Consider the following 25,925-nt stretch of genomic DNA (forward strand, 5'->3'; position numbering starts at 1 on the left):
CTCTCCTTGCCAATTACAACACCGAATTACAATACATACCGCGACAGGTCTTCGTTGGCCGACAGCACGTCGAGCCGCTCGTTGACATACGCCGCGTCGATCGTGATCGCCTTGTCCTGTGTGTCGCTGGCGTGGAACGAGATTTCCTCGAGCAGCTTTTCCATCACCGTATATAAACGGCGCGCGCCGATGTTCTCGGTGCGTTCGTTGACGGCATACGCGATCTCGGCCAGGCGGTGGATGCCGTCCTCGGAGAAGGTCAGTTGCACGCCCTCGGTGCCGAGCAGCGCTTCGTACTGCGTCGTCAGGCAGGCGTCGGTGCTGGTCAGAATGCGTTTAAAATCGTCGATCGACAGCGATTCGAGCTCGACCCGGATCGGGAAGCGCCCCTGCAGTTCGGGAATCAGGTCCGACGGTTTAGCCAGGTGAAACGCACCAGAAGCAATGAACAGGATGTGGTCAGTCTTGATCATGCCGTATTTCGTGTTCACCGTGGTGCCCTCGACCAGCGGCAGCAGATCGCGCTGCACGCCCGCGCGCGAGACGTCGGCGCCACCATGTTCGGAGCGCGTGGCGATCTTGTCGATCTCGTCGAGGAACACGATGCCGTTGTTCTCGACGTTATGGATCGCCTTCTGCTTCATCTCGTCTTCGTTGATCAGGCGCGCCGCTTCTTCCTCGGCCAGCACCTTCATCGCTTCCTTGATCTTCATCTTGCGCGCCTTCTTGCGCGTGTTGCCGACGCCGGCGAACATCGACTTGATCTGCTCGGTCATTTCTTCCATGCCGGGCGGAGCCATGATTTCCATCTGCGGGGAGGCATCGGCCACTTCGATTTCGACCTCGCGCTCGTCGAGCGAGCCCTCGCGCAGGCGTTTACGGAACGTCTGGCGCGTGCTGTCACCTTCCTTGGCTTCGGCAGCGGCGCTCACATTAAAACCGAAGTCGCGCGCCGGCGGCACCAGGATGTCGATGATGCGGTCTTCGGCCGCGTCCTCGGCGCGTTGCTTCACCTTTTTCATTTCGCTGGCGCGGGTCTGCTTCACGCCGATGTCGATCAGGTCGCGAATGATGGTGTCGACGTCGCGCCCGACATAGCCGACCTCGGTGAATTTGGTCGCTTCGATTTTAATAAAGGGGGCATCCGCCAGCTTGGCCAGGCGGCGCGCGATTTCGGTCTTGCCGACGCCGGTCGGGCCGATCATGAGGATGTTTTTCGGGGTGATCTCGTGGCGCAGGGGTTCGTCGACCTGCTGGCGGCGCCAGCGGTTGCGCAGGGCGATGGCGACGGCGCGCTTGGCCTTGCCCTGGCCGACGACGTGCTTGTCCAGTTCCGAGACGATTTCGAGGGGAGTCATGTTCATGGTATGCGCGCCGGTCAGTCCAGCGTTTCGATGATGTGGGACAGATTGGTGTAGATGCACAGTTCGCCGGCGATGGTCAGTGCTTTTTTCACGACCTCGCTTGGTGGCAGCTCCGTGTTTTCCTGCAGCGCCTTGGCCGCGGACTGGGCGTAGATGCCGCCGGAGCCGATGGCGCCGATGCCATCTTCGGGTTCGAGCACGTCGCCATTGCCGGTGATAATCAAGGTCACTTCCTTGTCGGCTACCAGCAGCATTGCCTCGAGCTTGCTCAGCATGCGGTCGGTGCGCCAATCCTTGGCCAGTTCGACCGAGGAGCGCAGCAGGTTGCCTTGATGCTTTTCCAGTTTCGCTTCGAAGCGGTCGAGCAGGGTAAATGCGTCGGCGGTGGCGCCGGCGAAGCCGCACAGGACTTTACCTTGATAGAGTTTGCGCACCTTGCGGGCCGAGCCCTTCATGACGACGTTGCCCAGGGTGACCTGGCCGTCGCCGCCGAGGGCGACCTTTTCGCCGCGGCGCACGCTCACAATGGTGGTGCCGTGAAATTGTTCCATATCTGCCTCATGATTAACTAGCCCTCCGCAAGTGGGGGTGCTGCACAAAATTGCAAGACAGTGAGGCGCTAACGCGGCAGTAAGGTAGTTAGATACTCAATATTTGTGCGCATACAGGCGCGCGCAATCGTTGTAATTCAGCAAACGCAGCAGCGCTGCCACCAGATGGTTCAGTTCGCGCAATTCGATGCGGCGTTCCTCGCCAGCCAGCCGGTGCAGGGTGGCATGCAGCTGGCTGGCCGCGCCGAAACCGATGCGCACCAGCCGCGTGCAGTCGAGCACGACTGGCGCGGCGGGATCGGCGGCTGCGTACGCCGCGATCGCCGCCAGCAAGTCGCCGCTATCGCCATCGACGATCGCAGGCAGCAGGAAGCGCTGGTCGCTGGGCATGGGAATATTGCTCGCCGCTGGCGTGCCGCCGGCCGCGGGCAGGGTTTCGAACGAGGGCGGCGATACTTCGAAGGTGACGCAATAATCCATTGCCGTTTCTTCGAAATCCTTTTCGCGCCCTGCCAGTTGCAGCAGTTCGAGCAGCAGCAGCCAGGGCGCTTCCCCGCTGCTGCGCTCGCCGATGGCCAGCATCGGCCGCAGCAGCGCCAGCAACGCGTCGGCGCCGACCAGCACAATGTCGCGCCTGGCCGCGCGCAAGTTTTGCAATGAAGCCAGCACGGCGGCGCATCCTTCGCCCGTAATGCCGCTGACGGCGGCGACATCGATGCGCAGCGGCGCGCCACCGCTGGCGCCCAGGGCGTGCAGGCGCAGCGCAGCGTCGGCTCCGAGGGTGCCCGTCAAACGCGCTGTCGGCGCCACGCCAGCGTAGGCACCCGGCGAGGCACCCTGCGCAGCAGCGGGCGGCGAGCGGTCGACGTAGGCCGGCGGCGAGGTTTCGAAGTGGCTTGCATAGTCAATCGCGATGCTGTCGAAATCTTGCTCACGCCCCGCGGCCTGGTACAGGTCGAACAGCATCCACCAGGGCTGGCGTTCGGTGCGGCCCAGCTCGCGCAGGCACTCCAGCAACATCTGCTCGGCAAGCGCTCCCTGGCCATTCGCGTACAGGATCGCGCTTTCCTCGACCACCGGAGCGCTGGCCGGCGCCGCGGCGGCATCGGGCTGGTCGGCCAAAGTAACAAGTTCGGTTTCGCCGGGTTCATCCGGCACTGCTGAAGCGGCGGCGGGAGCGCGCCGGGTCTGGCCCCAGCGCGCTTCGGCATCCTCGAAGAAGTCGGTGGTCATCGCCAGTTCGATGGCGTCGATCTTGGCGGCGGTCGCGCGCGCGATGTCGCGCTGGCGCGCCCGCTCGGCCTCGCGCTCGGCCTCGGACGGCGGGCGTGCTTCCCCGCCGGCGCGCAGGGATGCCGCCGGGTCGGGTTTTTTCTTGAGGAAGGAAAATATGCCCACGTCATCCTGTCAATCATGTGGCGCAACGACTGCTGCAGCGCTCATCCATGACGGTAGCATGGACCCGTGCGTGGCGTCCTGCGCACACGTGCGCCCGCGCAAAGCCTGTGCGGACACCTGCCAGTGTATCCCATGGGAAAGTTTTTAACCGCACGATCGCGGCAAAGGCGGTACAAAACAAAAAAGCATGCGCGCGCGCATGCTTTTTTTGTAGGGGGACTAAAAAGTCGATCAGTCGCCGTAGAGCTTTTGCTTCAGTTCGCGGCGCTGCTGGGCTTCCAGCGACAGCGTGGCGGTCGGGCGTGCGATCAGGCGCGGGATGCCGATCGGTTCGCCGGTTTCTTCGCACCAGCCATAGTCGCCGCCGTCGATGGCGGCCAGCGATTGCTGCACTTTTTTCAGCAGCTTGCGTTCGCGGTCGCGGGTGCGCAGCTCGAGGGCGTGTTCTTCCTCGATAGTGGCGCGGTCGGCCGGATCGGGAACCAGCACGGTTTCGCGCAGGTGCTCGGTAGTCTCGCCGGCATTTTTCAGCAGTTCCTTCTCGAGCTGCTGCAGGCGGTCCTTGAAGAACGCGAGCTGGGCCGGGTTCATGTAGTCCTCTTCGCCCATCGCCCGAATTTCTTCTTCCGTCAAGAGTCGGTCTTCGGCCTGAGCGGCATTCGGTTTCGTTGTTTTAGTCATGACTTCACTTACCTTCGATACGACAGAGGTTTTCATTTTATCAGCTAGCTCAGCCGTAGCACCCCGAACTCAAGGGTGCGCGCCCTTGCTGCTGCCATGACGGCCCATACGATCCGCCGTCCTCGCTGTCCGGGAGGACAGCGGTCAATCATCAATACCCGCCGTGTCTTGCCAGGAGCGCGACCGGTACTGTTAAACCGGGATAGTTTATACCAAACACTGTTCCAAACCGCGGATAAATACGTCTTTTGGTAAATTTTTACCAATAAAAACCATTTTGCTGCCACGGGGTTCGTCAAGCTCCCACTTTGCCCCCAGGTCGCTGCCCATGATTTGATGCACGCCCTGGAAGACGACCTTGCGTTCGGCGCCCGCCATCGACAGTACGCCCTTGTAGCGCAACATGCTCGGTCCAAAGACTTGCACCATGCTGCCGAGGAACTGGTCGAGCCGTTCCGGATCGAAGGCGCGCTCTGATTTGAAGACGAAGGCAGCGATGTCGTCGCTGTGGTGCCCGTGATGGTGATCATGGCCGTGATCGTGTTTGCAGGCGTCGGTGTGCACGTGATCGGGATGGTCATGATCATGTTCCTCGGCGCGCAGAAAGTCCGGATCGAGTTCGAGCTTGTCGTTCAAATTGAAACCGCGCAGGTCGAGCACGTCGGCGATCGGTGCACGGCCGAAGTCGGAGGTCGAGATCGGCGCACGCGGGTTGATACGTTTGATGCGCATCTTGAGTGCTTCGAGCGCGTTCGGATCGACCAGATCCAATTTGGACAGCAAAATCTTGTCGGCAAAACCGACTTGTCTCTGGGCTTCTTCGTGGCGGTCGAGCTGGTCCATCGCATGGCGCGCGTCGACCACGGTGACGACGGCGTCGAGCATGTAATAGCTGCCGACTTCCTCGTCGACAAAGAAGGTCTGGGCTACCGGACCCGGGTTGGCCAGGCCGGTCGTTTCGATGACGACGTGGTCGAACTGGAGTTCGCCCGCTTCGCGCTTTTGCGCCAGCTTATTCAGGGCCACGACCAGGTCGCCGCGGATGGTGCAGCAGATGCAGCCATTGTTCATTTCGACGATCTGTTCGCCGCTGTCCTGCACCAGGATTTCGTTGTCGATGTTTTCTTCGCCGAATTCGTTCTCGATGACGGCAATGCGCAGGCCGTGTTCCTCGCGCAGGATGCGGTTGAGGAGGGTGGTCTTGCCGGCGCCAAGGAAGCCGGTGAGGATGGTGGTCGGGATCGGTGACATGGTTGTGCGCAGTACGGGCGGCTGCAAGAAGCGTGAAGAAGCCGAAGATTATGCCGTAATTTGCAATCTGCCACCATCAACCGCACCAGCCTTTGCGCCAGCGCAGGCGAACCCTTGTCTACTTCGCTTTCGCGCGTGGGTGCGCTCGGTCATACACGGCGGCAAGATGCTGGAAGTCGAGCGCGGTATACACCTGGGTCGAGGTGATACTGGCGTGGCCTAACAGTTCCTGCACGGCGCGCAGGTCGCCCGAGGATTGCAGCAAGTGCGAAGCGAACGAGTGGCGCAGTACGTGCGGGTGCACGTGCACCGGGGAGCCAGCCTGCAGCGCATGGGTCTTCAGTCGTTGCTGCACCACGCGCGGACTGATGCGGGTGCCACGGTTCGACAGGAACAAGGCGGCACTGCCGTCGGCGGCGGGCGGGCGCACCGCCAGCCAGGCGGCCAGCGCCGCGCGCGCGGGGCCGCCGACCGGCACCCGGCGCATTTTATTGCCCTTGCCGGTGACCACCACTTCTTCGGCGGCAGCATCGAACCAGCCAAGCGAGGGAGTGCCATCCGTATACGTATATGCCAGGTCGAGCCCGGCCAGTTCCGAGACCCGCAGCCCGCTCGAATACAGCAACTCGAACATGGCGCGGTTACACAGCTCGGCCGGTTCCGGATGGCCGTGCTGCTTCGCTTCCAGTAATTGGACGGCGGCATCGACGGCCAGTGCCTTGGGCAGGGTTTTGGGACGGCGCGGGGCGCGCACGCCCTCGACCGGATTGGCGGGCAGTGCGATCTGGCGTGACAGCCATGCATAAAAGCCGCGCCAGCCCGACAGTTTGCGGGCGATCGTGCGCGGTTCCTGGCCACCGGCGTGGAGGCGCGCGGCAAAGCGGCGCATGTCGGCATGGGTCAGCAGCGGCCAGTCGCCGTGCCCGGCCAGTTGCCGCAGTTCGGCCAGGTCGCGCCGGTAAGCGGCAATCGTGTGCGCGGACAGCTGGCGCTGGGTGGCCAGTTCTCCCAGGTAGCGTTCGGCCCAGTCGGTGCCGGCGTCCATCTTATGCGCGCAGCGGCGCCAGCGCGGCGCTGGCCGACTGGCCCAATTGAACCAGGAAGTCGGTTGCCATCAGGGCGCTGAAACGCTCGGCGTCGGGCGAGCCCAGCACCAGCAGACCGAAAGTAGCGCCATTCGCCGTCAGCGGCAACAGCGCGGTCGAGCGCACCGCGTCGGCGCCGTCGAGCCAGCGCACGGCTTCGAAATCCTTGTTCGGACCGCAATAGGGCACGCGCAGGCTGGAGGCGAACAGGCGCGCATCGCCGGCATCGGCGGCAAACCAGGCATCGGCGTACTCGGCTTTGACATTCCACAGGCGCAGCGTCGCTTGCGGCACGGCGACATGTTCTTTCAGGCCGTCGACCAGGTCGCGCGCCATGGCCGCGCCGCCGGCCGATTTCAAGAGCGCTACGTGCCAGGCATGAAAACGGTTGAGGATGACGGTGTTGTCGGTGGCGGTGCGCAGCAGGTCGGCCATGCGCAATTCGAGCGCCTTGTACTTGGCGCGCATGACTTCCATCTGGCGCTCTTGCAGGGAAACGGTTTTTCCGGTCAGCGTACTCGACAGTTTGACTTCGCCCAGCAGGTCGGCGTGTTCTTCGAAAAAGCGCGGGTGCTCGGCCAGGTAATGGGCAACGGCGGCGGAGTCCAGGGAAACGGTCATCGGTAATCTTGCAAAAAATAGGGTGTGCGCAAAGGGTGTGCATCATTCTACCGTGCAGCGGGGCAGGTCGGTAGAGACAAAAAGGGCGCCCGCAGGCGCCCTCGTGGCTAGCCGATCGGAGCGATCAGAAGCGGTGACGCACGCCGATCTGCAGGGCGCGGCCGTCTTCGCCCGGGGCACGGGTGAAACCGCCCGGCGAGCCCGAAATGCCTGGCGCGTATTGCGCCTCGTTGTCGTTCTTGATCACGGAAGCGGCGATATAGACGTCGGTACGCTTCGACAGGAAGTGGTCGTAGCCGAGCGCGAACATGTCGGCATCGCTGTTCGATACCGTGCGATCGTTCTGGTGCGCATACGACGCCATGATGCGGCCGTTGCCGAGCTTGTAATGGGCGCCGACCTGGTAGCTGTTCGCATCCTGCAGCGTGTTGTTGCGCATGATGCCCTCGAAGGTATCGCGCGCGGCGGTGCGCACTGCCAGCGGCGCCGCGGCCAGTGCCGGAGCGATACGCTGGTCCCAGGCGCCCAGGTAATCGGCGATCAGGGCCGAGTTCTGGTTGCGCTGGCTGTGGAAGCCAGCGAAGAATTTGAAGGCATCCATGGTGTACGAACCGCCAACCGTGGTCGTGCGCAGGCTCGGACGGTCTTGCTGGTCGTAACCGTGGTTGTAGCCGATGCCGATGTCGAAGCCGTTCGCCTTGTAGGTAATGGCGGCGGCGCGGAATTTTTCGTAACGGCCGAGGTAACCCGAGCCGCGCGGACCGTACATGATCGAGCCGCCCAGGCCCGACGGATGGGCGATACGGTACTGGATCGCTTCCTGCGAGCGGATGTCCGCGCCCAGCGCAGTGAAACCGGCGGTGCCGCCGGTGACATGGCCCCAGGTACCGACCATGCCCGATTCGAAGGCATCGGCGGCGGCGAACACTTCATAGCCCGGGGTGTACATGCGGCCCAGCATCACGGCGCCGACCGGGGTGATCAGGCCGACCATCGCGGTACGGTCGAACAGCGCGCGCTCCTGGTTGACGGCAGGCGCGCCCGGTTGGTATAGCGCTGCGCGCAGGCCCGGCGCGATCGCCGGGCTGAAGCGGTCGAGTGCATTCAGGCCGCGTTCCAGATACAGGCCGCGGTTGTCGTTGATCAGGGTCGGCTGCTGGGTGCCGGTGTCGAGTTCGACACGTGCTTCCAGATTGAAGATGGCCTTGAAGCCATTGCCCAGCTCTTCAGTACCTTTGAAACCGATACGCGAGCCGTCGGCGCCACCGCTGACGATCTTGGTCGGGCCGCCCTTCTGGAACAGGACGCCGGCATCGGCAATACCGTAGATCTGGACGCTGGTCTGGGCCATGGCCGGGATTGCAAAGCATGCGCCGATCAAGCCAGCGATCAAACATTTGTTCATTAAATCTCCACTATTGTTTATTTTCGGAAGCTAAATAGTTCCGCAACGCAAATATGCCATCCGCCCTGCGCGCTGTATACACAACTGCCCAAGCGTGACGGGGGTGAGTGGCAGAAATACAACGCTGAGTGATTGGAATGTCCGGATAAACGCTGTAGACGTAAAAAAGGCAGGAACCGTTGCCGGATCCTGCCCTATGCGCGTCAAGCGAAGCGGACCTGCGTCCGCGTCAGCTTAGAACGAGTGGTTCACGCCGATCGTGTAGAAATTGACGGTTTCGTCCGGAGCAGCGGCACCGGTGAAGGTGTTGAACGAACGCTGTGGGCCGTCCTTGCGCGATGCATCGACGTACACGTAGGTACGCTTCGACAGGCTGTACTCGTAACCCAGCGACATTTGCTTGGTCTTGATGTAGTTGTCTGGATCTTTCTGGCCATAGCCAGCCAGGAACTTGCCTGCGCCCATGGTGTAGTTGGCGCCCAGGATCCAGGCGTTGGTACGGGTGTTGAAGAAGCGGGTGTTGTCCTGCTCCTGGCGCGATGCCAGTGCCATCAGTTTCAGTTCAGGCGTGACGTTCAGCGAAACGCCGACCGACATGACCTTGCTTTCGATCGCATTGCGCTCGTAGCCGACCATCAGGGCTGCCGGACCGTTGTTATAGGTACCGGTGACCGAGAATGGGTTGGCGCTGGCTTCGGCGCCGGCAGCGTATTGCGGTGCAGCGACGGTGCCACGGCCAACGATGGCTGGTGCGCCATTGTTTTCCTTGGTAGCGATCGCGGTGTTCAGCTGGAAGCCGCTGACGACCGGGCTGTTGTACCAGAAGGCGTTCGACCAACGGTTGTTCGAGTTGATCGCTGGGTCCAGCGGAGTCGAGGTGTAACCGGCGACGGCCAGGTCGGTGTAGAAACCAGCCTGGTGCGGCAGCGCGTGGAACGGCTCGAAGGCGCCGACGGTTTCCTGGTACGGGGTCAGGCCGCGACCGATGCGGACCATACCGAAATCACCCTGCAGGCCGACGCGGCTCTGGCCCTGGAACAACGGACGGCCGTTGTTTTCGGTGGTGCCGGTGTCCGGCTCGTAGCGCATTTCCAGTTGGAACAGCGCTTTCAGGCCGTTGCCCAGATCTTCCGTGCCCTTGAAGCCCAGCGTGTTCGATGCACGCTTGCCGATGCTCAGGGTCTGGCCCGAACGCTTTTGTACGCCGGCATCGATGGTGCCGTAGATTTGTACGGAGGTCTGTGCATGGGCAACGCCGGCGAACGCGCCGACGAGAGCAACTGCCATCAGAGATTTTTTCATTTATTCGTATCCTTAGAAGTGAATCGGAATCCAAAGAGCGTTGAGACTTTCATTGCTGAACACTCGGACGAGTGAACCTTAAATGCTTAACGCGTCAAGATTGCCGGATTGGTTAATTATGGCGGTTCGAGTTGGTGGAAAGCCAATTTAACCAATCGTGCTGTTGTATTTTCGAAACGCCCGAGCCCGTCTGGCGCCCTGTTTGGTACTTGATGCACTACCAAGCGGCAGAGTTCCGCATCGTTTTGGGGCGCTTGTGCGATATCAATCATCGGGCGGTTCGGGACGTTTGACACCCCCTGCTGGCTTAGACTTTCCTTAAACCGATGGGGTGTGGGCGCAATGCGGGAACTTCTTGTATATTGGCAACTTTGCCTGCGACAGCCTGCTCGTCGTGGTCTCGCGCCAATCCCGCCCCGCCAGTTGCACGCCTCCAATCCACGCCCCTAATCAATTGACGAAGACGACCGATGGCTAATCGTGAAGAACTGGCGATCATCCGTGGCGCCCGCAGTGGCCGCGCCGACGCGCAACTCGAACTGGGCAAGCGCTACCTGTTTGGCAGCGCCGGCCTGCCGCGCAGCCTGCCGACGGCGCTGCACTGGCTCGACCGGGCGGCGCGTCAGGACTGTGCCGAGTCGTGTGAACTGATCGGCAGCCATATCCCGCTCGACCTGGCGCGGATCCACGCGACGCCGCTGGCGCCGTGGTACGAGCGCGCCTATGACGGCGGCAACGTACGCGCCGGGTTGGTGCTGGCCCAGCTGCTGCTCGAAGATGGCCGCGCCGCGCCCGATGCGCTGCGCACCAAGGCCTTGCGCGCACTCGAGGAAGCCGCGCGCGCCGGTTTCGCGGAAGCGCAATGGCTGCTGGCGCGGCGGCCCGACATTGCCGCCAGCGTCAGCGCGGCCTGCGCCGCCGGCGCCGCCGTGCAGGGGGCCACTGGCGCGCTGCGGCAAGGCGCCGCGCCCGTACGCGAGCGGGCAGGCCATGCCGAGCGGCGCGCAGTCGCGCGCGCGGATGCGCCGGCGCCGGCAGCCCAGGCCGCCCCGGACCAGCCGTGGCTGCGCCGCGCCGCCGACAACGGCCTGGCCGAAGCGCAATTCGCGCTGCTCGAGCAAAGCTGGGCGGCCGAGGCCTGGCAGGAGTACCTGGCGCTGGCACTGCCGCTGGCGCGCGCGCTGGTGGAAAGCGGTGGCGGCAAGCATATCCGGCGCCTGGCGCCGGGCGAGGTCACGCTGCTGTCGCGCACGGCGCGCTTGCTGGCCGACGGCAAGGGCGGCGCCGATGCTGGTGACGAAGAAGTGCACGCTTTTTGGGAACTGGCCGCCGCCGAGCACGACCGCCACGCCCAGCTGGCGATCGGCCTGTGGTATGCGCGCATGCAGGTCGACGGCGCCCGGGTGCAGGGCGGCAGCGGGGCGGCCAATTTCAAAAAGGCGATCCGCTGGCTGTTGCTGGCGGGGGAGCAGGGCCTGGCCGAGGCCTGGTACGCCTTGTCGCGCATCTATCTGAAACCCGAGTTCTCGCAGCGCAACGTCGCGGATGCCCAGCGCTACCTGGAGAAGGCAGCCGAAATGGGCTACCAGGTCGCGCAGCTGGAGTGCGGCAACAATGCCTGGCGGGCGCGCCGCGAAAACGAAAGCAACGATGTGCGCGCCGTGTTCTGGCTGCAGCAGGCGGCCACGCAAGGCAATGCCGAGGCAGCGGCAGCCATCCGCAAGATCGCACCGCGCCCCGACGATGCCGCCCACACCGAAACCGGGGCGCTGCTCGGTTGTGTCGGCGACCTGGCGGCGCACCCGCTGCTGGCGGCGCGGCTGGAACTGGCCGCGCTGTTTGGCCTGACGCGTGCCGAAACCCTGCTGCTCGACGTCACGGCGGCGGACCAGGGGCATTGCCTGGTGGTCGATATCCGCGCCAGCTATGGCCGCAGCAAGCGCCGGCTGGTCATGATCGACACGACGCAGGAGCGGCAAACGCTCGACCGCATCGTACGGCTGTTCGAGAATGTCGATTGTGGCCCGGGCGGGCCGGAAGGAAATTACCGCCAGCGCCTGTACCGGTTGCGCACCTTGATGGCCGATGCGGCGATGTCGGGACGGCTGCTGAACGGCGCCGATGGCAGGCTGGCCCCGGCCGGCAAGTCCGAGCGCGGGAGTGCCGCGTATGGCATGGCTGCCTGAGCGCGCCCGAACAAGATGGCATCGTGCGGCGCTTGCGCACGCCGGGCCCAGGCGGGCCGGATGCCACCATCGTGAACACGTTATTCATTAAAGCGTGATTTCGCCTTCGAACACCGTCACAGCGGGGCCGCTCAAATAAACCGGTTCGCCTTCGCCAGCCCAGGCAATCGATAATTCCCCGCCGCGCGCCGAGACCCGTACCGGCGAATCGACCAGGCCGCGCCGGATCCCCGCCACGACGGCAGCGCAGGCGCCGGTGCCGCACGCCAGGGTTTCGCCAGCGCCGCGCTCGAAGACGCGCAATTTGACGTGGTGACGGTCGACGACCTGCATGAAGCCGGCGTTGACGCGCTTTGGAAAACGCGGATGGTGTTCGATTTGCGGACCCAGTTCCGCCACCGGGGCGGACTCGGTGTCGTCAACCGTCTGCACCGCATGCGGGTTGCCCATCGAAACCACCGAGACCGGAATGCTGACCGACGCGCCCCCAAGCTGCAGGTTCAGCGGCCACAGCGTGTCGCGGCCCTGCGGTACGCCGCCCAGCGCCGCGTTGTCGAATGGGACCGCAGCCGGTTCCAGCACCGGGGCGCCCATGTCGACCGTCACGCTGCCATCGCTTTCCAGGCGCGGCGCGATGATGCCGGACATGGTCTGAACCCGGATGCTGCGTTCGCTGGTCAATCCCTGGTCGGCAACGAAACGGGCAAACGCACGGGCGCCGTTGCCGCATTGCTCGACTTCGCCGCCATCGTTATTAAAAATGCGATAGCGGAAATCGGCGCCGGCGACGGTCGGGCGTTCCACGATCAGGATCTGGTCGGCGCCGATGCCGAAACGGCGGTCGGCCAGGCATCGCCACTGTTCGGTACTGAAATCGATCTGCTGCGAAATGGCGTCGATGACAACGAAATCGTTGCCTGCACCCTGCATCTTGGTGAACTTGAGTTTCATAAAATCAACTGTGAGGCGTCAATCGTAGAGCGAGGGTTCGCCCGGGGGACGGGTTTTAAAGCGCTTATGGGTCCAGAAATATTCGGCCGGCGCTTCGCGCACCCGCTCTTCGATGAACGCATTCATGCGCCGGGTGGCTTCGAGCATGTCGGTGCCGGGATAGTTTTCCCAGGCAGGATAGAAGCGTACGCGCCAGCCCTGGTAGTTCGGCAGGTAAGTCGCCACCACCGGAATCACCTTGGCGCCGGTGGCGCCGGCGATCCGGCCCAGCGCCGTCAGCGTGGCCGCCGGTACGCCAAAGAAAGGCACGAACTCGGCATCCTTTTCACCGAAATCCATGTCCGGCAGCATGAAGTAGGGCAGGCCGTCGCGCAACGCACGCAGGATCGGCTTGATGCCTTCTTTCCTCGTCACCAGCCGTACCGGGCCGTAGCGTTCGCGGCCATGGCGCAGCAGTTTGTCGAAGGCAGCATTTTTTTGCGGCACATACATGCTACAGACGGGAATCACGCGTGAAGCGACGCCGGCCACGTCGAGGCAGACGAAATGCGGGCACAGCAGGATCGTCGGCCCGGCTTCCATCGCCGCCTGCGGCACCGCGCCATCGACGTGGATCAGTTTGCGGACCCGTGCTTCCGGCGCCCACCACAGGATCGAGCGCTCGAAAATGCTGCGTGCGTAGGCGCGGAAGTGTTCGCGGGCCAGGTCGCGCCGCGCCGCCTCCGACAATTCCGGCATGCACAAGCGCAGGTTGGTCAGGGTGATGTGGCGGCGTTTGCCGAGTGCCAAGAACAGCAGGCTGCCGACGGCTTCGCCGAAGCGCCCGAGCACGGACAAGGGCAGCCAATGCAGCAGCCAGAGGAAGGCGATCAGGATCCTCATGCCACGGCCTCGGCCTGTGGCGCGGCCACCCCCTCGGGTTGTTTGTAGCGGTTGTAGCTCCAGAAATACTGGGCCGGACAGCGTGCGATCAGCGCTTCCATCGCGCGGTTGATGCTGGCCGCCTGCTCGGCAGCGCTGCCCGACAAGTCGCCCTCGAACGGCACGAAGCGCACGACATAGCCGCGCCCCTTCGGCAGCCGTTCGGCATATACCAGCAAGATATCGGCGCGCCCGAGCTGGGCCAGTTTCGCCGGCAGCGTCATCGTGTACGCCGGACGTCCGAAGAAGGGCGCCCATACGCCTTCGCCTTCCTGCGGCACCTGGTCCGGCAGCAAGCCGATCGGCTGGCCGCCTTTTAATGTCTTCGCCAGGATGCGCACGCCGGACAGGTTGGCCGGCGCCAGGTGCAGGTTATGGCGCGCACGGGCGCCTTCGACCAGCGGTTTCAGCGCGCTTTTCTTGGGCGGGCGGTACATCACGGTCAGCGCCGTGTGCAACGCGATCTGCTGGGCGGTCATCTCGAAGCAGCCCAGGTGTGGCGTCAGGAACACAATGCCGCGGCCGGCGTCGAGTACGCGCTGCACCATCTCCCAATTCTCGACCGTGGCATGACGGGCAACACGTTCCGGCTTGCCGCACCAGACAAACGCCAGCTCGACGATGGCCTTGCCGGCTTCGGCAACGGCGGCGCGGCGCTGGGAACTAAAGCCCGCCTGCGCCAGGTTGGCGTCGAGACGGCGCCGGTAGGAAGGCGACAACCAGTACACCAGCCAGCCCAGCATGCTGCCGAGGGCATGCAGCATGCGTAGTGGAAAGACGGACAAGACTCTGAATAAAATAACTAGCATGCGCTTGATCGGCATCGATGCACAAACCGTGCCCCTCCGCCAGAATTTCTTAAAGGAGCGTAAAATACCACTTTACGCAGGATCCGCCGAGTTAATAGACAACTTGCGAAGCGGAATATAAATGTCGCTAAAGCGTCGCAGGCATCGGTTGCTGCGGCAGTTTTTTGATCACAGTAACTGGAGCCTTCATGTCCAACGATTATCTCTTTACTTCCGAATCCGTCTCGGAAGGACATCCCGACAAAGTCGCCGACCAGATCTCGGACGCGATTCTCGATGCCATCCTCGAGCAAGATCCGCGCGCGCGCGTCGCTGCTGAAACCCTGTGCAACACGGGTCTGGTGGTGCTGGCCGGCGAAATCACGACCCACGCCAACGTCGATTATATCGGCGTCGCCCGCAACACTATTAAACGCATCGGTTACGACAATACCGACTTCGGCATCGACTACAAAGGTTGCGCCGTCATGGTCTGCTACGACCGCCAGTCGCCGGACATCGCCCAGGGTGTCGACGAAGGCGCCGGCCTCGACCTCGACCAGGGCGCGGGCGACCAGGGCCTGATGTTCGGCTATGCCTGCGACGAGACCGCCGAGCTGATGCCCGCCGCGATCCACTACGCGCACCGCCTGGTCGAGCGCCAGTCGCAGCTGCGCAAGGATGGCCGCCTGCCATGGCTGCGTCCGGATGCGAAGAGCCAGGTCACGCTGCGCTACGTCGACGGCCGCCCGGTCGCGGTCGACACCGTCGTGCTCTCGACCCAGCACCATCCCGACGTGTCGCACTCGCAGATCGAGGAAGCCGTCATCGAGGAAATCATCAAGCCGACCTTGCCGCGCGAATGGTTGCAGAACACGAAATATCTGGTGAACCCGACCGGCCGCTTCGTCATCGGTGGCCCGCAGGGCGATTGCGGCTTGACCGGCCGCAAGATCATCGTCGACACCTATGGTGGCGCAGCCCCGCACGGCGGCGGCGCGTTCTCCGGCAAGGACCCGTCGAAAGTCGACCGCTCGGCCGCCTACGCTGCGCGCTACGTGGCGAAAAACATCGTCGCCGCCGGCCTGGCGCGCCAGTGCCAGGTGCAGGTCAGCTACGCCATCGGCGTCGCCCGTCCGATCAACATCACGGTCTATACCGAAGGTACCGGCGTCATTTCGGACGAGAAAATCGCCCAGCTGGTGATGGAACACTTCGACCTGCGCCCGAAAGGCATCGTGCAAATGCTCGACCTGCTGCGCCCGATCTACACCAAGTCGGCTGCTTACGGCCACTTCGGCCGCGAAGAGCCGGAGTTTACGTGGGAGCGCACCGATAAGGCGGCGCTGCTGCGCGCCGAAGCGGGCTTGTCGTAAGGCAGTAAAGCGGCCATCGGCGTAGAAGGCTGATGGCCGCTGTGTAGGGTGGGCACTCGTGCCCACGGGGTTGTGCCGATGCATACCGCACATCGTCCCGAGATCGCGAACGTCGCGTTCCGTAACATCGCCACCACTCTTCAAGTGCCGCACCGCGTGGGCAGAGCGGTGCGCCGCCCGGCCCACCCTACGCAAACCGGTGGATCGATACAATCCGAGCTGCTCAGTTTGTTGCAACCGCACAAATCCCCCTCAGCATGACCTGCGTCCGGTACGACGCCGCCCCAGACATGCTAAACTACCCCGTTCCGAGGAGCGTTGCGACGAAAAAATTCTTTTTCGCCAGGCTCGGATATCAACACTGCGCTCACGTTACTTTTTTCTTAACTTGAAAGGAGGGCGTGATGAGCGCCGTACTGAAAACCACCCAAGACTTCCACATTGCCGACATCTCCCTGGCCGCCTGGGGCGAGAAGGAAATCCGCATCGCCGAAACCGAGATGCCGGGTCTGATGGCAATCCAGGAAGAATTCGCCGCTGCGCAGCCATTGAAGGGCGCGCGCATTACCGGCTCGCTGCACATGACCATCCAGACCGCCGTGCTGATCCGCACGCTGGAAGCGCTCGGCGCGCAAGTGCGCTGGGCCTCGTGCAACATCTATTCGACCCAGGACCACGCCGCCGCCGCCATCGCCGCGGTCGGCACGCCGGTGTTCGCCGTCAAGGGCGAAACCCTGGACGAGTACTGGGAATACACGCACCGCATCTTCGAGTGGCCGAACGACGCCGCCGGTAACGCCGTGTACTCGAACATGATCCTCGACGACGGCGGCGACGCCACCTTGCTGCTGCACCTGGGCGCGCGCGCCGAGACGGATAGCTCGGTGCTCGACAAGCCCGGTTCGGAAGAAGAGATTTGCCTGTTCAACGCCATCAAGGGCCGCCTGAAGACCGATCCGCAGTGGTACTCGAAGCGCCTGCCGCACATCCTCGGCGTAACCGAAGAAACCACCACCGGCGTGCACCGCCTGTACCAGATGCACCAGGAGGGTAAGTTGGCCTTCCCGGCCATCAACGTCAACGATTCGGTGACGAAATCGAAGTTCGACAACCTGTACGGCTGCCGCGAATCGCTGGTCGACGGCATCAAGCGCGCGACCGACGTCATGATCGCCGGTAAGGTCGCCGTCATCGCCGGTTACGGCGACGTCGGCAAAGGTTCGGCGCAGGCCATGCGCGCCCTGTCGGCGCAAGTCTGGGTCACCGAGATCGATCCGATCTGCGCCCTGCAGGCGGCGATGGAAGGCTACCGCGTCGTGACGATGGAATACGCGGCCGAGCACGGCGACATTTTCGTCACCTGCACCGGTAACTACCACATCCTGACCGAGCAGCACATGCTGCGCATGAAGGACCAGGCGATCGTCTGCAACATCGGCCACTTCGACAACGAGATCGACGTCGCCTCGCTGAAGAAATATCAGTGGGAAAACATCAAGCCGCAGGTCGACCACGTGATCTTCCCGGACGGCAAGCGCATCATCCTGCTGGCCGAAGGCCGCCTGGTGAACCTGGGTTGCGGCACCGGCCACCCGTCGTACGTGATGAGTTCGTCGTTCGCGAACCAGACCATCGCCCAGATCGAGTTGTTCGCCAACACCGACCAGTACCCGGTCGGCGTCTACACGCTGCCGAAGCACCTGGACGAAAAGGTCGCGCGCCTGCAGCTCAAAAAGCTCAACGCCCAGCTGACCGAACTGACCGACGAGCAAGCCGCCTACATCTCGGTGAAGAAGGAAGGTCCATACAAGCCGGACCACTATCGTTATTGATGCAACCCCGGTTGACGCAATAACGCAGGTTGCCTACGGACGCAGGCGTCCGTAGGCCCTCCCTAACAAGAAAACGCACCACGAAAGCTGAACATGCGCCTGCTCCTGACCTGGCTGATCAATGCCGCCGCCTTGATGGCCCTGCCTTACCTCATGAATTCCGTGTCCGTCAGCAATGTCGGCACCGCCCTGATCGCCGCCCTCGTGCTGGGCCTGGTCAACACGCTGATCCGGCCCGTGCTGGTGTTGCTGACCTTGCCTGTCACGCTGCTGTCGATGGGGCTGTTCATCCTGGTGATCAATGCCGTCCTGTTCTGGCTGGTGTCGCACTGGGTCGACGGGTTCGCGGTGGCGGGGTTCTGGTCGGCCTTCCTGGCAGCCATCCTGTACAGCGTGATTTCGTGGGCGCTTTCGACCTTGCTCCTCAAAAACGATGGAAACGCATAATTTCAGCATCGAGTTTTTCCCGCCCAAGACGCCCGAGGGCGCGGAAAAGCTGCGCGTCACCCGCGGCAAACTCGCCGAACTGAATCCGAAGTACTTTTCGGTCACCTTCGGCGCCGGCGGCACTACCCAGCAGGGCACCCTCGATACCGTGCTCGACATCATGGCCGACGGCCACCTGGCCGCGCCGCACCTGTCGTGCATCGGCGCCACCCGCGACTCGATCCGCGCCATCCTCCAGCAATTCCAGGCGCAAGGCATCCGCCGCCTTGTGGCGCTGCGCGGCGATTTACCCAGCGGTTACGGCGGCGCCGGCGAACTGCGCTACGCCAACGAGCTCGTCGAGTTCATCCGCGCCGAGACCGGCGACTGGTTCCATATCGAAGTCGCGGCCTATCCGGAAGTGCATCCGCAGGCGCGCTCGCCGCAGGACGACCTGCTCAACTTCGAGCGCAAGATCAAGGCCGGGGCGAACTCTGCGATCACCCAGTATTTCTACAATGCCGACGCCTACTTTCAATTCGTCGACAATGCACAACAAAGGGGCATCGACGTGCCGATCGTGGCCGGCATCATGCCGATCACGAACTACACCCAATTGATGCGCTTTTCCGACATGTGCGGCGCCGAAATCCCGCGCTGGGTACGCCTGAAACTGGCCAGTTTCGGCGACGACAGCGCCTCGATCAAGGCATTCGGGTTGGATGTGGTGACCAGCCTGTGCGAACGGCTACTGGCTGGCGGCGCGCCGGGCTTGCATTTCTACAGCATGAACCAGGCGGTGGCCACCACGGCCATCTGGCAGCGTCTGGTGTAAGCGGGCGGCAGTGGCCTACAACGATCCCGGCAGCGTCCAGACGTCGCCGGGATTGTTTTATATCGGCGCGCCCGCTATTGCGCGTCGGTCGTTTCGGTGACGACGATATCGAGCGGTACGTCGTGGCTATCTCCCTCGAACAGCGCCTGCTGGCACGCATAGGCAATGCCCAGCGTGAACGGCCGCGGCGGGGCAGCCAGGGTGCGGTCATAAAAACCGCCGCCGTAGCCGAGCCGGTAACCGTGTTCGTTGAAACCGAGGCAGGGCACCAGCAGCGCCGGTGGCCGCGCCAGCGTGCGCAGCACGGCCGGTACCGCGATGCCCATCGGATCGAGCGCCATCGCTTCGCCCGGCGTCCAGGCGGCAAACGCCAGCGCCGCGTGGCGCCGCACCACCACCGGCAAGGCCAGCGTTGCACCTTCCTGCGCCAGTTGGGCGTAAGTGTCGTGCAGGTCCGGCTCGCCGCTCAGGGGCCAGTAGACCGCCAGCAGGGGCGGGCGGGTGCGGCGCCACCAGGCCAGCACTTGCTCTCCGATGCGGCGATCGCGCTCGCGCTTGCCGGGACCGTCCAGGCTGGCGCGCACGGCTTTCAGGTGGCGCCGCAGCGCCGCCTTGGCCGCTTTCGCATCCGGCACGTCAGCGGCGGAAACCGGCGTTGCAGCCACGGTTTGTTGTTTCCGCGCATCCTCGGGCGCGTGCAGCGGCGCGCCGTCATGACCCATCGCGGAGGGCTGCGCCACACTCGCAGCAGGGGCGTCCGCAGCGTACCGGGCGCCGCTCTGGCGCTCCGTTACGCTAGCCTCTGGTTCTGGTCGCGCAACGGATGCGCATGGTATTCTTGATTTGCCGGTCATGGTTCGATGAAGGGTTGTCATTCGTGTTTTTGCTTCCGAAGAATTTCTTAGCCGGCGCCGTCCTGGCAGCAGCCAGTGCCTCCGTCCTTGCCGAGCCACAGGTCGAGGCGCCTGCGGTGACTGTCTCGCCAGTACCGGGCGCCACCACCGTTCCCGCAGCTCCCGGGGCCGCTCCCGCCAGCGAGACCGCACGCGCCGAGGACGAGACCTTCCTGCTGCTGCGCGAAGCGGCGCGCCAGAACGACAGCGCGCGCGCCAACGCATTGTCCTCGCGCCTGCCCAACTACGTGCTGGCGCCGTATGTCGACTATTATCGTCTCAAACCGCGCCTGCGCGACGCGGGCGCCGACGAAGTCCGCAGCGTGCTGCAGCGCCACCAGGGCACGGCCGCCGCCGAGCGCCTGCGCACCGACTGGCTGCTCGAACTCGGGCGCACGCGCGACTGGGCCAATTTTGACCGCGAACTGGGGCAAGCGGCGCGCAGCGACGATTTGCAGGTGCGCTGCTATGCGCTGCTGGCGCGCGCCGCCCACGGCGAGCGCGTAATCGACGAGGCGCGCACTTTACTTGTCAATCCGCCTGCCTACGGCGAAGGCTGCGCGGCGCTGATGGCGCAACTGGCGCAAAGCGGTCAATTGAGCCAGGAAGAATTGCTGGCGCAACTGCGCCTGGCCGGCGAGATGGCCGCGACCGGCCCTTCGCGCCGCATCGCGCTGCTGCTGGGCGCTTCCGACACGCGCGCGGCGCAGGCGGTCGACGTGCCGGCAGTGGCCATGGCGCGCGGCATCGGCACCACCCGCGCTGAACGCGAAATTTATCTGGTGGCGCTGGGCCGCATGGCGCGCACCAGTCTGAAACTGGCAGTCATCGCGCTCGACAAAAACAGCAGCAAGCTGGCGCCCGACGAGCGCGCGATCGGCTGGGCCAACGTGGCGCTGGCCGCCTCGATCGTGCTGGCGCCGGAAGCGTCCGAATACTGGCGCCGGGCCGAAGGCGCGCCCTTGACCAATTTTCAGCGCGAATGGAAAGCGCGCATGGCCTTGCGCCGCGGCGACTGGCGCCAAGTGTCCGCCACCATCGACGCCATGCCGTCGCCGTTGCGCGACGAATCGGGCTGGGTGTACTGGCTCGGCCGTGCCTATGCGCAGCAGGGGCGACGCGAGGATGCCGATGCCCTGTACCGCCGCATCGCCACCCCCAACAATTTCTATGGCCAGCTGGCGCTGGAAGAACTCGGCCAGCAGATCGCGACGCCGCCCGCCGCGCTGCCGGTGACGCCGGACGAGGTGAACCAGGTGGCGCAACTGCCGGCGCTGCGCCAGGCCCTGAAATTCTATGAATTGCGCCTGCGTGCCGAGGGCAACCGCGAGTGGAACTGGGCCACGCGGGGGATGAGCGAGCGCCAGCTGCTGGCCACCGCCGAATATGCGCGCCGCAACGAGCTGCTCGACCGCATGGTCGAAACCTCGCTGCGCACCCGCAATGAGCTCGATTTCAACCAGCGCTTCCCGGCGCCGCACAACGACATCCTGCAGCCGACCGCGAAAAACCTCTCGCTCGACACGGCCTGGGTGTATGGGCTGATCCGCCAGGAATCGCGTTTTATCACGGACGCGCGCTCCGGGGTCGGCGCCTCCGGCCTGATGCAGGTGATGCCGGCCACCGGCAAGTGGGTGGCGGCCAAGATCGGCCTGACCGACTTCGTGCACAGCATGCTGAGCGACCTGCGCACCAACATCACGCTCGGCGCCAACTACATGAACATGGTGCTCGAAAATAACGGCGGCTCGCAGGTGCTGGCCACCGCCGCCTACAACGCCGGCCCGGCCCGTTCGCGCACCTGGCGCGGGACGCTCGAGACGCCGATGGAAGGCGCGATTTTTGTAGAGACGATTCCGTTCTCCGAGACGCGAACCTATGTGCGCAATGTGATGTCAAACGCTACCAACTACGCGGCCCTGTTCGAGAAGCGCCCGCAGTCGCTCAAGGCGAGATTGGGGACCATCACGCCGCGTACCGGCGGCGCCGGCTTGCCATAACAGGGGCGCATATTTCTGACGATATTCCTGGCGAGGACCCCATGCGCGACCCGAACGTGGTGGTATTCGGCGGTTCCGGTTTCATCGGCAGTCACTTGCTGGCATTGCTGGCGCAGGAAGGCATCCCGGCGCTGGTGCCGGTGCGCCACGCGGCGCGCGTGCGCCATTTGACGACCTTGCCCGGCATCGACGTGGTCGAAGCCGACATCCACGACGACGCCACGCTGCGCCGCCTGCTCGCGGGCCGCACGGCGGCCTTGAACCTGGTCGGCATCCTGCACGGCAGCCGCGCCCAGCCGTATGGTCCCGAATTCCGGCGCGCCCACGTCGAGCTGCCGCAGCGCATCGTCGACGCCTGCCGCGCGAGCGGCGTGCCCCGTTACCTGCACATGAGCGCGCTCGGCGCGAACGTCGACGGGCCGTCGATGTACAGCCGCTCGAAAGCCGACGGCGAACTGGCTGCGCGCAGCTACCCCGAGGTAGCGGCGACCATTTTCCGGCCGTCGGTCGTGTTCGGTCCGGGCGACCATTTTCTGACCATGTTCGCCAAACTCCAGCGCCGTCTGCCACTGGTGCCGCTGGCGGGCGCTTCGGCAACCTTCCAACCGGTGTACGTGGGCGACGTCGCCACCGCCTGGCTGCACGCGCTGCGCGATCCGCACGCGGCGCACCAGGTCTACCAGCTGGGCGGACCGACGATCTACACGCTGGCCGAGCTGGTGCGCCTGGCCGGGCGCTATGCCGGCTGCGAACGCCCGGTGTTCGAGCTGCCGGCGGCGCTGGCGCGGCTGCAGGCGCGCTTTTTCGAGCTGCTGCCGGGCGAACCGATTCTCACGCGCGACAATCTCGACTCGATGAAGGTCGATAACGTGCTCGCGCCGGGCATAGGGGACTTGACAGCGGCTGCGCTGGGAATCAAGCTCACCCCGCTCGAAGCGGTCGCGCCGCACTACCTGGCGTCCGGCGAGCCGCTCGACCGCCTGCGCACCCGCGCCGGGCGTTAACCACGCCACCATTCACCAGGAACGCCATGCAGACCATCGAACTCGATCCGACCCTCTCGAACACGCTCGACAATGCGCGCAAGCCCGGCCTGACGCTTGTCATCGGCAACAAGAACATTTCGTCGTGGTCGATGCGGCCCTGGGTGGCGGCAGTCGCGTTCAACATCCCGTTCACCGAAGTGCGCCTGCTGCTCGATCAACCCGACACCGCCGCGAAAATCGCCGCCTATTCGCATGCCGGCCGCGTGCCGGTGCTGCTGGCGGGCGAGATGACGATCTGGGACAGCCTCGCCATCTGCGAATACCTGGCCGAACAGTTCCCGGATAAACACCTGTGGCCGCAGGACGTGGCCGCGCGCGCCATGGCGCGTTCGATCACCGCCGAGATGCATTCGGGCTTTGCGTCGCTGCGCAACGACATGTCGATGAACATCCAGGCCCGCTTGCCGGGACGCGGGCGCACGGCCGGCGCCCAGGCCGACATCGGCCGCATCTGCGAAATCTGGGAAGAATGTTTGGCTCGCTTCGGCCACCACGGCTTCCTGTTCGGCGACTTTTCCATCGCCGATGCCTTTTATGCGCCGGTCGTGATGCGCTTTAACACCTATGGCGTGGCGCTGGCGCCGGCGCTGCAGGGCTATTGCGAGCGCATGCTGGCGCATCCGGCGGTGGCGCGCTGGGTCGCCGAAGCGATGCTTGAAACCGACCTGACCCCGCTGCACGACGCCGACCTGCCGCGCGCATGACGATGCAGATCTATGTTGTCGGCGGCGCCGTGCGCGACGCGCTGCTCGGCTTGCCCGTCCAGGACCGCGACCACGTCGTCGTCGGCGCCACCCCGGAGGCCATGCTGGCGGCCGGCTTTCGCCCGGTCGGCAAGGATTTTCCGGTATTCCTGCACCCCGACACCCAGGAAGAGTACGCATTGGCGCGCACCGAACGCAAGACCGCGCCCGGCTACCACGGCTTCGTGTTCCATACCGCGCCTGAGGTCACGCTGGAAGAAGACCTGGTCAGGCGCGATTTGACCATCAACGCCATGGCGCAGGGCGAGGACGGCGTCATCGTCGATCCTTACGGCGGGCGGCGCGACCTGGACGCGCGCGTGTTCCGCCATGTGTCGCCGGCGTTTGCCGAGGACCCGGTGCGCATCCTGCGCCTGGCGCGTTTCGCCGCGCGCTTCCCGGAATTCACGGTGGCGCCCGAGACGCTGGCGCTGATGCAAACCATGGTCGAAGCGGGCGAGGTCGATGCCCTGGTGCCCGAACGCGTCTGGCAGGAACTGGCGCGCGGGCTGATGGAAAATCACCCGTCGCGCATGCTGGCCGTGCTGCGCGACTGCGGCGCGCTGGCGCGCATCATGCCCGAGCTCGATGCTTTATGGGGCGTGCCGCAGCCTGCCAAACACCATCCTGAAGTGGACACCGGTGTCCACATGATGCTGGTGATCGACGTCGCCGCCGAAGGGGGCCACACGCTGGCGGTACGCTTCGCCGCCCTCATGCACGACCTCGGCAAGGGCATCACCCCGGCCGACAAGTGGCCATCGCACCACGGCCACGAAGGCATGGGCACTAAACTGATCAGCGCTCTTTGTAAACGGTTAAAGGTGCCGAACGATTGCCGCGACCTGGCGCTGATCACCGCGCGCGAACACGGCAACGTCGCCCGCGCCTTTGAACTGCGCCCGAACACGATGGTCACCCTGTTCGAGCGCTGCGATGCCCTGCGCAAGCCGGAGCGCTTCAATGACATGCTGCTGGCCGCCGAATGCGACGCCCGCGGCCGCGGCGACCCGGCGCACCCGATGCGCACGCGCGCCTATCCGCAACGGCCCTACCTGGAACGGGCGCTGGCCGTGGCGCGCGCCGTGAACGCGGGAGAAGTCGCGGCCGGTTGTGGCGACAACAAGGCGCAGATCCCCGAAGCCGTGCACCGCGCACGGGTGACGGCCGTGTCGCAATGGGTGTACAGCGCGGAAGGGGCGCAGGCCTACGCCGAAGCCCAGCACCCGGACTGATCAGCGGCACGAACGCGCGGGCATGCCCGCCCTACGGTGCACCACCGCCCGTGGCAAGTTCCCGGAACTGTGGCCTGACGTAGGGCGGGCATGCCCGCGTTCCACCCCACGCATCGACGCGGCGATGATCCTGGCCGCCGCCCCATGCATGGCAACTGGACGCCGCCACCCCTTCCTCCTATAGTCGAGCATCCCGACTCGACAAGCCACCATATGCACCGGATCGACGTCAAACCATCCTGGCAGGCGCTCCCGTTCGGCATCGGCGGCCTGACGCTGGCCTTCGTGCTGGCTTCGTCCGCCGGCCGCGCCGTGGCGATGTTCGGCCCGCCCAGTTGGCGCGGCCTGTTCGCCCTCGTCTGCATCGCCATGGCCGCCTTGCCCTGGCTGGTGCTGGGCCGGGCAGGGCGGCGCCAGATCGGCCTGAAACAGCCGCGCCACGCCGCCTGGCTGCCGGTCGCCCTGGGACTGGGAGCGCTGGCCGCGAGCGCCTGCTACCTGCTCGGCGTCACCCTGTATGGCGCCGGGGTCGATAACTGGTTCGTCAGCGTCGCCCGCAATTATCAGTTGCAGCCGACCGCCGGCTGGAGCCTCTTGCGCCTGCACCTGACGTTCACGATCGTCGCCTGCGTGTTCAGCCCGATCGGCGAAGAGATCTTCTTTCGCGGTTTTCTGCAACAGGTGCTGGAAGACCGCCACGGCCGCACCCGCGCCACCGTCATGGAGGCAAGCCTGTTCGCGCTGGTGCACCTGTGTCACCACGGCATCCTGCTGAGCGCGGCCGGATTCCAGTGGCTGCCCGTGTCCGGCGCCTTGTGGGTGGCGCAGATGTTCGTGCTTTCTCTGCTGTTCGCCTGGCTGCGCCGCGCCAGCGATTCGATCCTGCCGGCGATCCTGGCCCACGCCGCCTTCAACGCCGCCATGAACGGCTGGATCTTCGCCCGGCTGTGGTCCTGAGCTGGCCCTAGGCATGCCGGCACAGCCATAATTGTTACAAGACGTACATAGTCGGTATGGCGCAAACAGTTTTGCTAT

General features: G+C 64.6%; 23 protein-coding genes and 1 riboswitch. Of the genes, 10 read left to right on the forward strand and 13 right to left on the reverse strand.

The features are described 5' to 3' along the window. Window positions 1-26: 26 nt before the first annotated feature. From hslU to AC56LG_RS15005, 9 genes are all read right to left on the reverse strand, one after another. Complete coding sequence (hslU, locus tag AC56LG_RS14965) at window positions 27-1,364, reverse strand: ATP-dependent protease ATPase subunit HslU (RefSeq protein WP_497166856.1); 1,338 nt, start codon at window positions 1,362-1,364, stop codon at window positions 27-29. 14 nt (window positions 1,365-1,378) lie between these two features. Beyond that, window positions 1,379-1,915, reverse strand: coding sequence for an ATP-dependent protease subunit HslV (gene hslV, locus AC56LG_RS14970; RefSeq protein WP_192055194.1), 537 nt, complete (start codon window positions 1,913-1,915; stop codon window positions 1,379-1,381). 96 nt (window positions 1,916-2,011) lie between these two features. Further along, entirely contained in the window at window positions 2,012-3,313 is a 1,302-nt protein-coding gene (locus tag AC56LG_RS14975; protein ID WP_497166857.1) for an STAS domain-containing protein, read from the reverse strand. 231 nt (window positions 3,314-3,544) lie between these two features. Continuing rightward, the gene (dksA, locus tag AC56LG_RS14980; RefSeq protein ID WP_056342667.1) at window positions 3,545-3,994 is read right to left on the reverse strand and encodes an RNA polymerase-binding protein DksA; all 450 of its coding nucleotides are present in this window, start codon (window positions 3,992-3,994) and stop codon (window positions 3,545-3,547) included. Window positions 3,995-4,201: 207 nt separating this feature from the next. Next, window positions 4,202-5,245, reverse strand: coding sequence for a CobW family GTP-binding protein (locus AC56LG_RS14985; protein ID WP_497166858.1), 1,044 nt, complete (start codon window positions 5,243-5,245; stop codon window positions 4,202-4,204). Between the two features lie 118 nt (window positions 5,246-5,363). After that, window positions 5,364-6,290, reverse strand: coding sequence for a tyrosine recombinase XerC (locus AC56LG_RS14990; RefSeq protein WP_497166859.1), 927 nt, complete (start codon window positions 6,288-6,290; stop codon window positions 5,364-5,366). A 1-nt stretch (window position 6,291) separates the two neighbouring features. Beyond that, window positions 6,292-6,951 (reverse strand): DUF484 family protein, encoded by a 660-nt coding sequence (locus tag AC56LG_RS14995; RefSeq protein WP_497166860.1) that lies wholly within the window; start codon window positions 6,949-6,951, stop codon window positions 6,292-6,294. A 124-nt stretch (window positions 6,952-7,075) separates the two neighbouring features. Beyond that, window positions 7,076-8,356, reverse strand: a complete 1,281-nt coding sequence (locus AC56LG_RS15000; RefSeq protein WP_497166861.1) for a porin — start codon at window positions 8,354-8,356, stop codon at window positions 7,076-7,078. A 234-nt stretch (window positions 8,357-8,590) separates the two neighbouring features. Continuing rightward, window positions 8,591-9,658: a porin gene (locus AC56LG_RS15005; RefSeq protein WP_497166862.1), complete on the reverse strand. Its 1,068-nt coding sequence runs from the start codon at window positions 9,656-9,658 to the stop codon at window positions 8,591-8,593. A gap of 470 nt (window positions 9,659-10,128) precedes the next feature. On the opposite strand from AC56LG_RS15005, the gene AC56LG_RS15010 reads away from it, so the two are divergent. After that, window positions 10,129-11,844: a tetratricopeptide repeat protein gene (locus AC56LG_RS15010; RefSeq protein ID WP_497166863.1), complete on the forward strand. Its 1,716-nt coding sequence runs from the start codon at window positions 10,129-10,131 to the stop codon at window positions 11,842-11,844. 87 nt (window positions 11,845-11,931) lie between these two features. Here the strand turns inward: AC56LG_RS15010 and dapF are convergent, their stop codons facing one another. Genes dapF through AC56LG_RS15025 form a run of 3 tightly spaced genes read right to left on the reverse strand, consistent with a single transcriptional unit; the run spans window position 11,932 to window position 14,525 of the window. Then, window positions 11,932-12,795: a diaminopimelate epimerase gene (gene dapF / locus AC56LG_RS15015; protein ID WP_497166864.1), complete on the reverse strand. Its 864-nt coding sequence runs from the start codon at window positions 12,793-12,795 to the stop codon at window positions 11,932-11,934. Window positions 12,796-12,813: 18 nt separating this feature from the next. After that, on the reverse strand, window positions 12,814-13,677 hold the full coding sequence (locus AC56LG_RS15020; protein ID WP_497166865.1) for an LpxL/LpxP family acyltransferase: 864 nt from the start codon (window positions 13,675-13,677) through the stop codon (window positions 12,814-12,816). Further along, window positions 13,674-14,525: a lysophospholipid acyltransferase family protein gene (locus AC56LG_RS15025; RefSeq protein ID WP_497166866.1), complete on the reverse strand. Its 852-nt coding sequence runs from the start codon at window positions 14,523-14,525 to the stop codon at window positions 13,674-13,676. Before AC56LG_RS15025 ends, AC56LG_RS15020 begins: the two co-directional genes overlap by 4 nt. A 188-nt stretch (window positions 14,526-14,713) precedes the next feature. Here AC56LG_RS15025 and metK point away from each other — a divergent pair, with 188 nt between their 5' ends. The 4 genes from metK to metF all read left to right on the forward strand — a co-directional run bounded on the left by metK (window position 14,714) and on the right by metF (window position 18,973). Beyond that, window positions 14,714-15,880, forward strand: coding sequence for a methionine adenosyltransferase (gene metK / locus AC56LG_RS15030; protein ID WP_497166867.1), 1,167 nt, complete (start codon window positions 14,714-14,716; stop codon window positions 15,878-15,880). A gap of 304 nt (window positions 15,881-16,184) precedes the next feature. Continuing rightward, window positions 16,185-16,256: riboswitch (S-adenosyl-L-homocysteine riboswitch) on the forward strand. Between the two features lie 28 nt (window positions 16,257-16,284). Next, window positions 16,285-17,712: an adenosylhomocysteinase gene (gene ahcY, locus AC56LG_RS15035; protein ID WP_497166868.1), complete on the forward strand. Its 1,428-nt coding sequence runs from the start codon at window positions 16,285-16,287 to the stop codon at window positions 17,710-17,712. A 93-nt stretch (window positions 17,713-17,805) separates the two neighbouring features. Next, a complete protein-coding gene (locus AC56LG_RS15040; protein ID WP_192055165.1) occupies window positions 17,806-18,159 on the forward strand; it encodes a phage holin family protein in 354 nt (117 codons plus the stop codon). Beyond that, a complete protein-coding gene (metF, locus tag AC56LG_RS15045; protein WP_497166869.1) occupies window positions 18,146-18,973 on the forward strand; it encodes a methylenetetrahydrofolate reductase [NAD(P)H] in 828 nt (275 codons plus the stop codon). Before AC56LG_RS15040 ends, metF begins: the two co-directional genes overlap by 14 nt. 74 nt (window positions 18,974-19,047) lie before the next feature. Here metF and AC56LG_RS15050 read toward each other — a convergent pair whose 3' ends face one another. Further along, on the reverse strand, window positions 19,048-19,713 hold the full coding sequence (locus AC56LG_RS15050; RefSeq protein ID WP_497166870.1) for a 5-formyltetrahydrofolate cyclo-ligase: 666 nt from the start codon (window positions 19,711-19,713) through the stop codon (window positions 19,048-19,050). Between the two features lie 83 nt (window positions 19,714-19,796). On the opposite strand from AC56LG_RS15050, the gene AC56LG_RS15055 reads away from it, so the two are divergent. From AC56LG_RS15055 to AC56LG_RS15075, 5 genes are all read left to right on the forward strand, one after another. Then, window positions 19,797-21,866 carry a lytic transglycosylase domain-containing protein gene (locus tag AC56LG_RS15055; protein ID WP_497166871.1) on the forward strand — a complete coding sequence of 690 codons (2,070 nt, stop codon included), beginning with the start codon at window positions 19,797-19,799 and terminating at the stop codon, window positions 21,864-21,866. A gap of 41 nt (window positions 21,867-21,907) precedes the next feature. Further along, on the forward strand, window positions 21,908-22,870 hold the full coding sequence (locus AC56LG_RS15060; protein WP_497166872.1) for a complex I NDUFA9 subunit family protein: 963 nt from the start codon (window positions 21,908-21,910) through the stop codon (window positions 22,868-22,870). A 26-nt stretch (window positions 22,871-22,896) separates the two neighbouring features. Beyond that, entirely contained in the window at window positions 22,897-23,616 is a 720-nt protein-coding gene (locus AC56LG_RS15065; RefSeq protein ID WP_497166873.1) for a glutathione S-transferase family protein, read from the forward strand. A 2-nt stretch (window positions 23,617-23,618) separates the two neighbouring features. Continuing rightward, on the forward strand, window positions 23,619-24,890 hold the full coding sequence (locus AC56LG_RS15070; RefSeq protein ID WP_497166906.1) for a multifunctional CCA addition/repair protein: 1,272 nt from the start codon (window positions 23,619-23,621) through the stop codon (window positions 24,888-24,890). A gap of 213 nt (window positions 24,891-25,103) precedes the next feature. Next, window positions 25,104-25,847: a CPBP family intramembrane glutamic endopeptidase gene (locus AC56LG_RS15075; RefSeq protein ID WP_497166874.1), complete on the forward strand. Its 744-nt coding sequence runs from the start codon at window positions 25,104-25,106 to the stop codon at window positions 25,845-25,847. Window positions 25,848-25,925 lie beyond the last annotated feature (78 nt).

This window comes from Telluria sp. ZB2R32, from assembly GCF_059685715.1.

Coding starts and splice junctions, on each gene's coding strand:
- hslU (WP_497166856.1), bottom strand. CDS start 1,364: ATGAACATGACTCCCCTCGAAATCGTCTCGGAACTGGACAAGCACGTC.
- metF (WP_497166869.1), top strand. CDS start 18,146: ATGGAAACGCATAATTTCAGCATCGAGTTTTTCCCGCCCAAGACGCCC.
- hslV (WP_192055194.1), bottom strand. CDS start 1,915: ATGGAACAATTTCACGGCACCACCATTGTGAGCGTGCGCCGCGGCGAA.
- metK (WP_497166867.1), top strand. CDS start 14,714: ATGTCCAACGATTATCTCTTTACTTCCGAATCCGTCTCGGAAGGACAT.
- AC56LG_RS15010 (WP_497166863.1), top strand. CDS start 10,129: ATGGCTAATCGTGAAGAACTGGCGATCATCCGTGGCGCCCGCAGTGGC.
- AC56LG_RS15040 (WP_192055165.1), top strand. CDS start 17,806: ATGCGCCTGCTCCTGACCTGGCTGATCAATGCCGCCGCCTTGATGGCC.
- AC56LG_RS15065 (WP_497166873.1), top strand. CDS start 22,897: ATGCAGACCATCGAACTCGATCCGACCCTCTCGAACACGCTCGACAAT.
- AC56LG_RS14995 (WP_497166860.1), bottom strand. CDS start 6,951: ATGACCGTTTCCCTGGACTCCGCCGCCGTTGCCCATTACCTGGCCGAG.
- AC56LG_RS15005 (WP_497166862.1), bottom strand. CDS start 9,658: ATGAAAAAATCTCTGATGGCAGTTGCTCTCGTCGGCGCGTTCGCCGGC.
- AC56LG_RS14985 (WP_497166858.1), bottom strand. CDS start 5,245: ATGTCACCGATCCCGACCACCATCCTCACCGGCTTCCTTGGCGCCGGC.
- AC56LG_RS15070 (WP_497166906.1), top strand. CDS start 23,619: ATGCAGATCTATGTTGTCGGCGGCGCCGTGCGCGACGCGCTGCTCGGC.
- AC56LG_RS15075 (WP_497166874.1), top strand. CDS start 25,104: ATGCACCGGATCGACGTCAAACCATCCTGGCAGGCGCTCCCGTTCGGC.
- dksA (WP_056342667.1), bottom strand. CDS start 3,994: ATGACTAAAACAACGAAACCGAATGCCGCTCAGGCCGAAGACCGACTC.
- AC56LG_RS15055 (WP_497166871.1), top strand. CDS start 19,797: ATGCGCATGGTATTCTTGATTTGCCGGTCATGGTTCGATGAAGGGTTG.
- AC56LG_RS15020 (WP_497166865.1), bottom strand. CDS start 13,677: ATGAGGATCCTGATCGCCTTCCTCTGGCTGCTGCATTGGCTGCCCTTG.
- ahcY (WP_497166868.1), top strand. CDS start 16,285: ATGAGCGCCGTACTGAAAACCACCCAAGACTTCCACATTGCCGACATC.
- dapF (WP_497166864.1), bottom strand. CDS start 12,795: ATGAAACTCAAGTTCACCAAGATGCAGGGTGCAGGCAACGATTTCGTT.
- AC56LG_RS15000 (WP_497166861.1), bottom strand. CDS start 8,356: ATGAACAAATGTTTGATCGCTGGCTTGATCGGCGCATGCTTTGCAATC.
- AC56LG_RS15060 (WP_497166872.1), top strand. CDS start 21,908: ATGCGCGACCCGAACGTGGTGGTATTCGGCGGTTCCGGTTTCATCGGC.
- AC56LG_RS15025 (WP_497166866.1), bottom strand. CDS start 14,525: ATGCTAGTTATTTTATTCAGAGTCTTGTCCGTCTTTCCACTACGCATG.
- AC56LG_RS14990 (WP_497166859.1), bottom strand. CDS start 6,290: ATGGACGCCGGCACCGACTGGGCCGAACGCTACCTGGGAGAACTGGCC.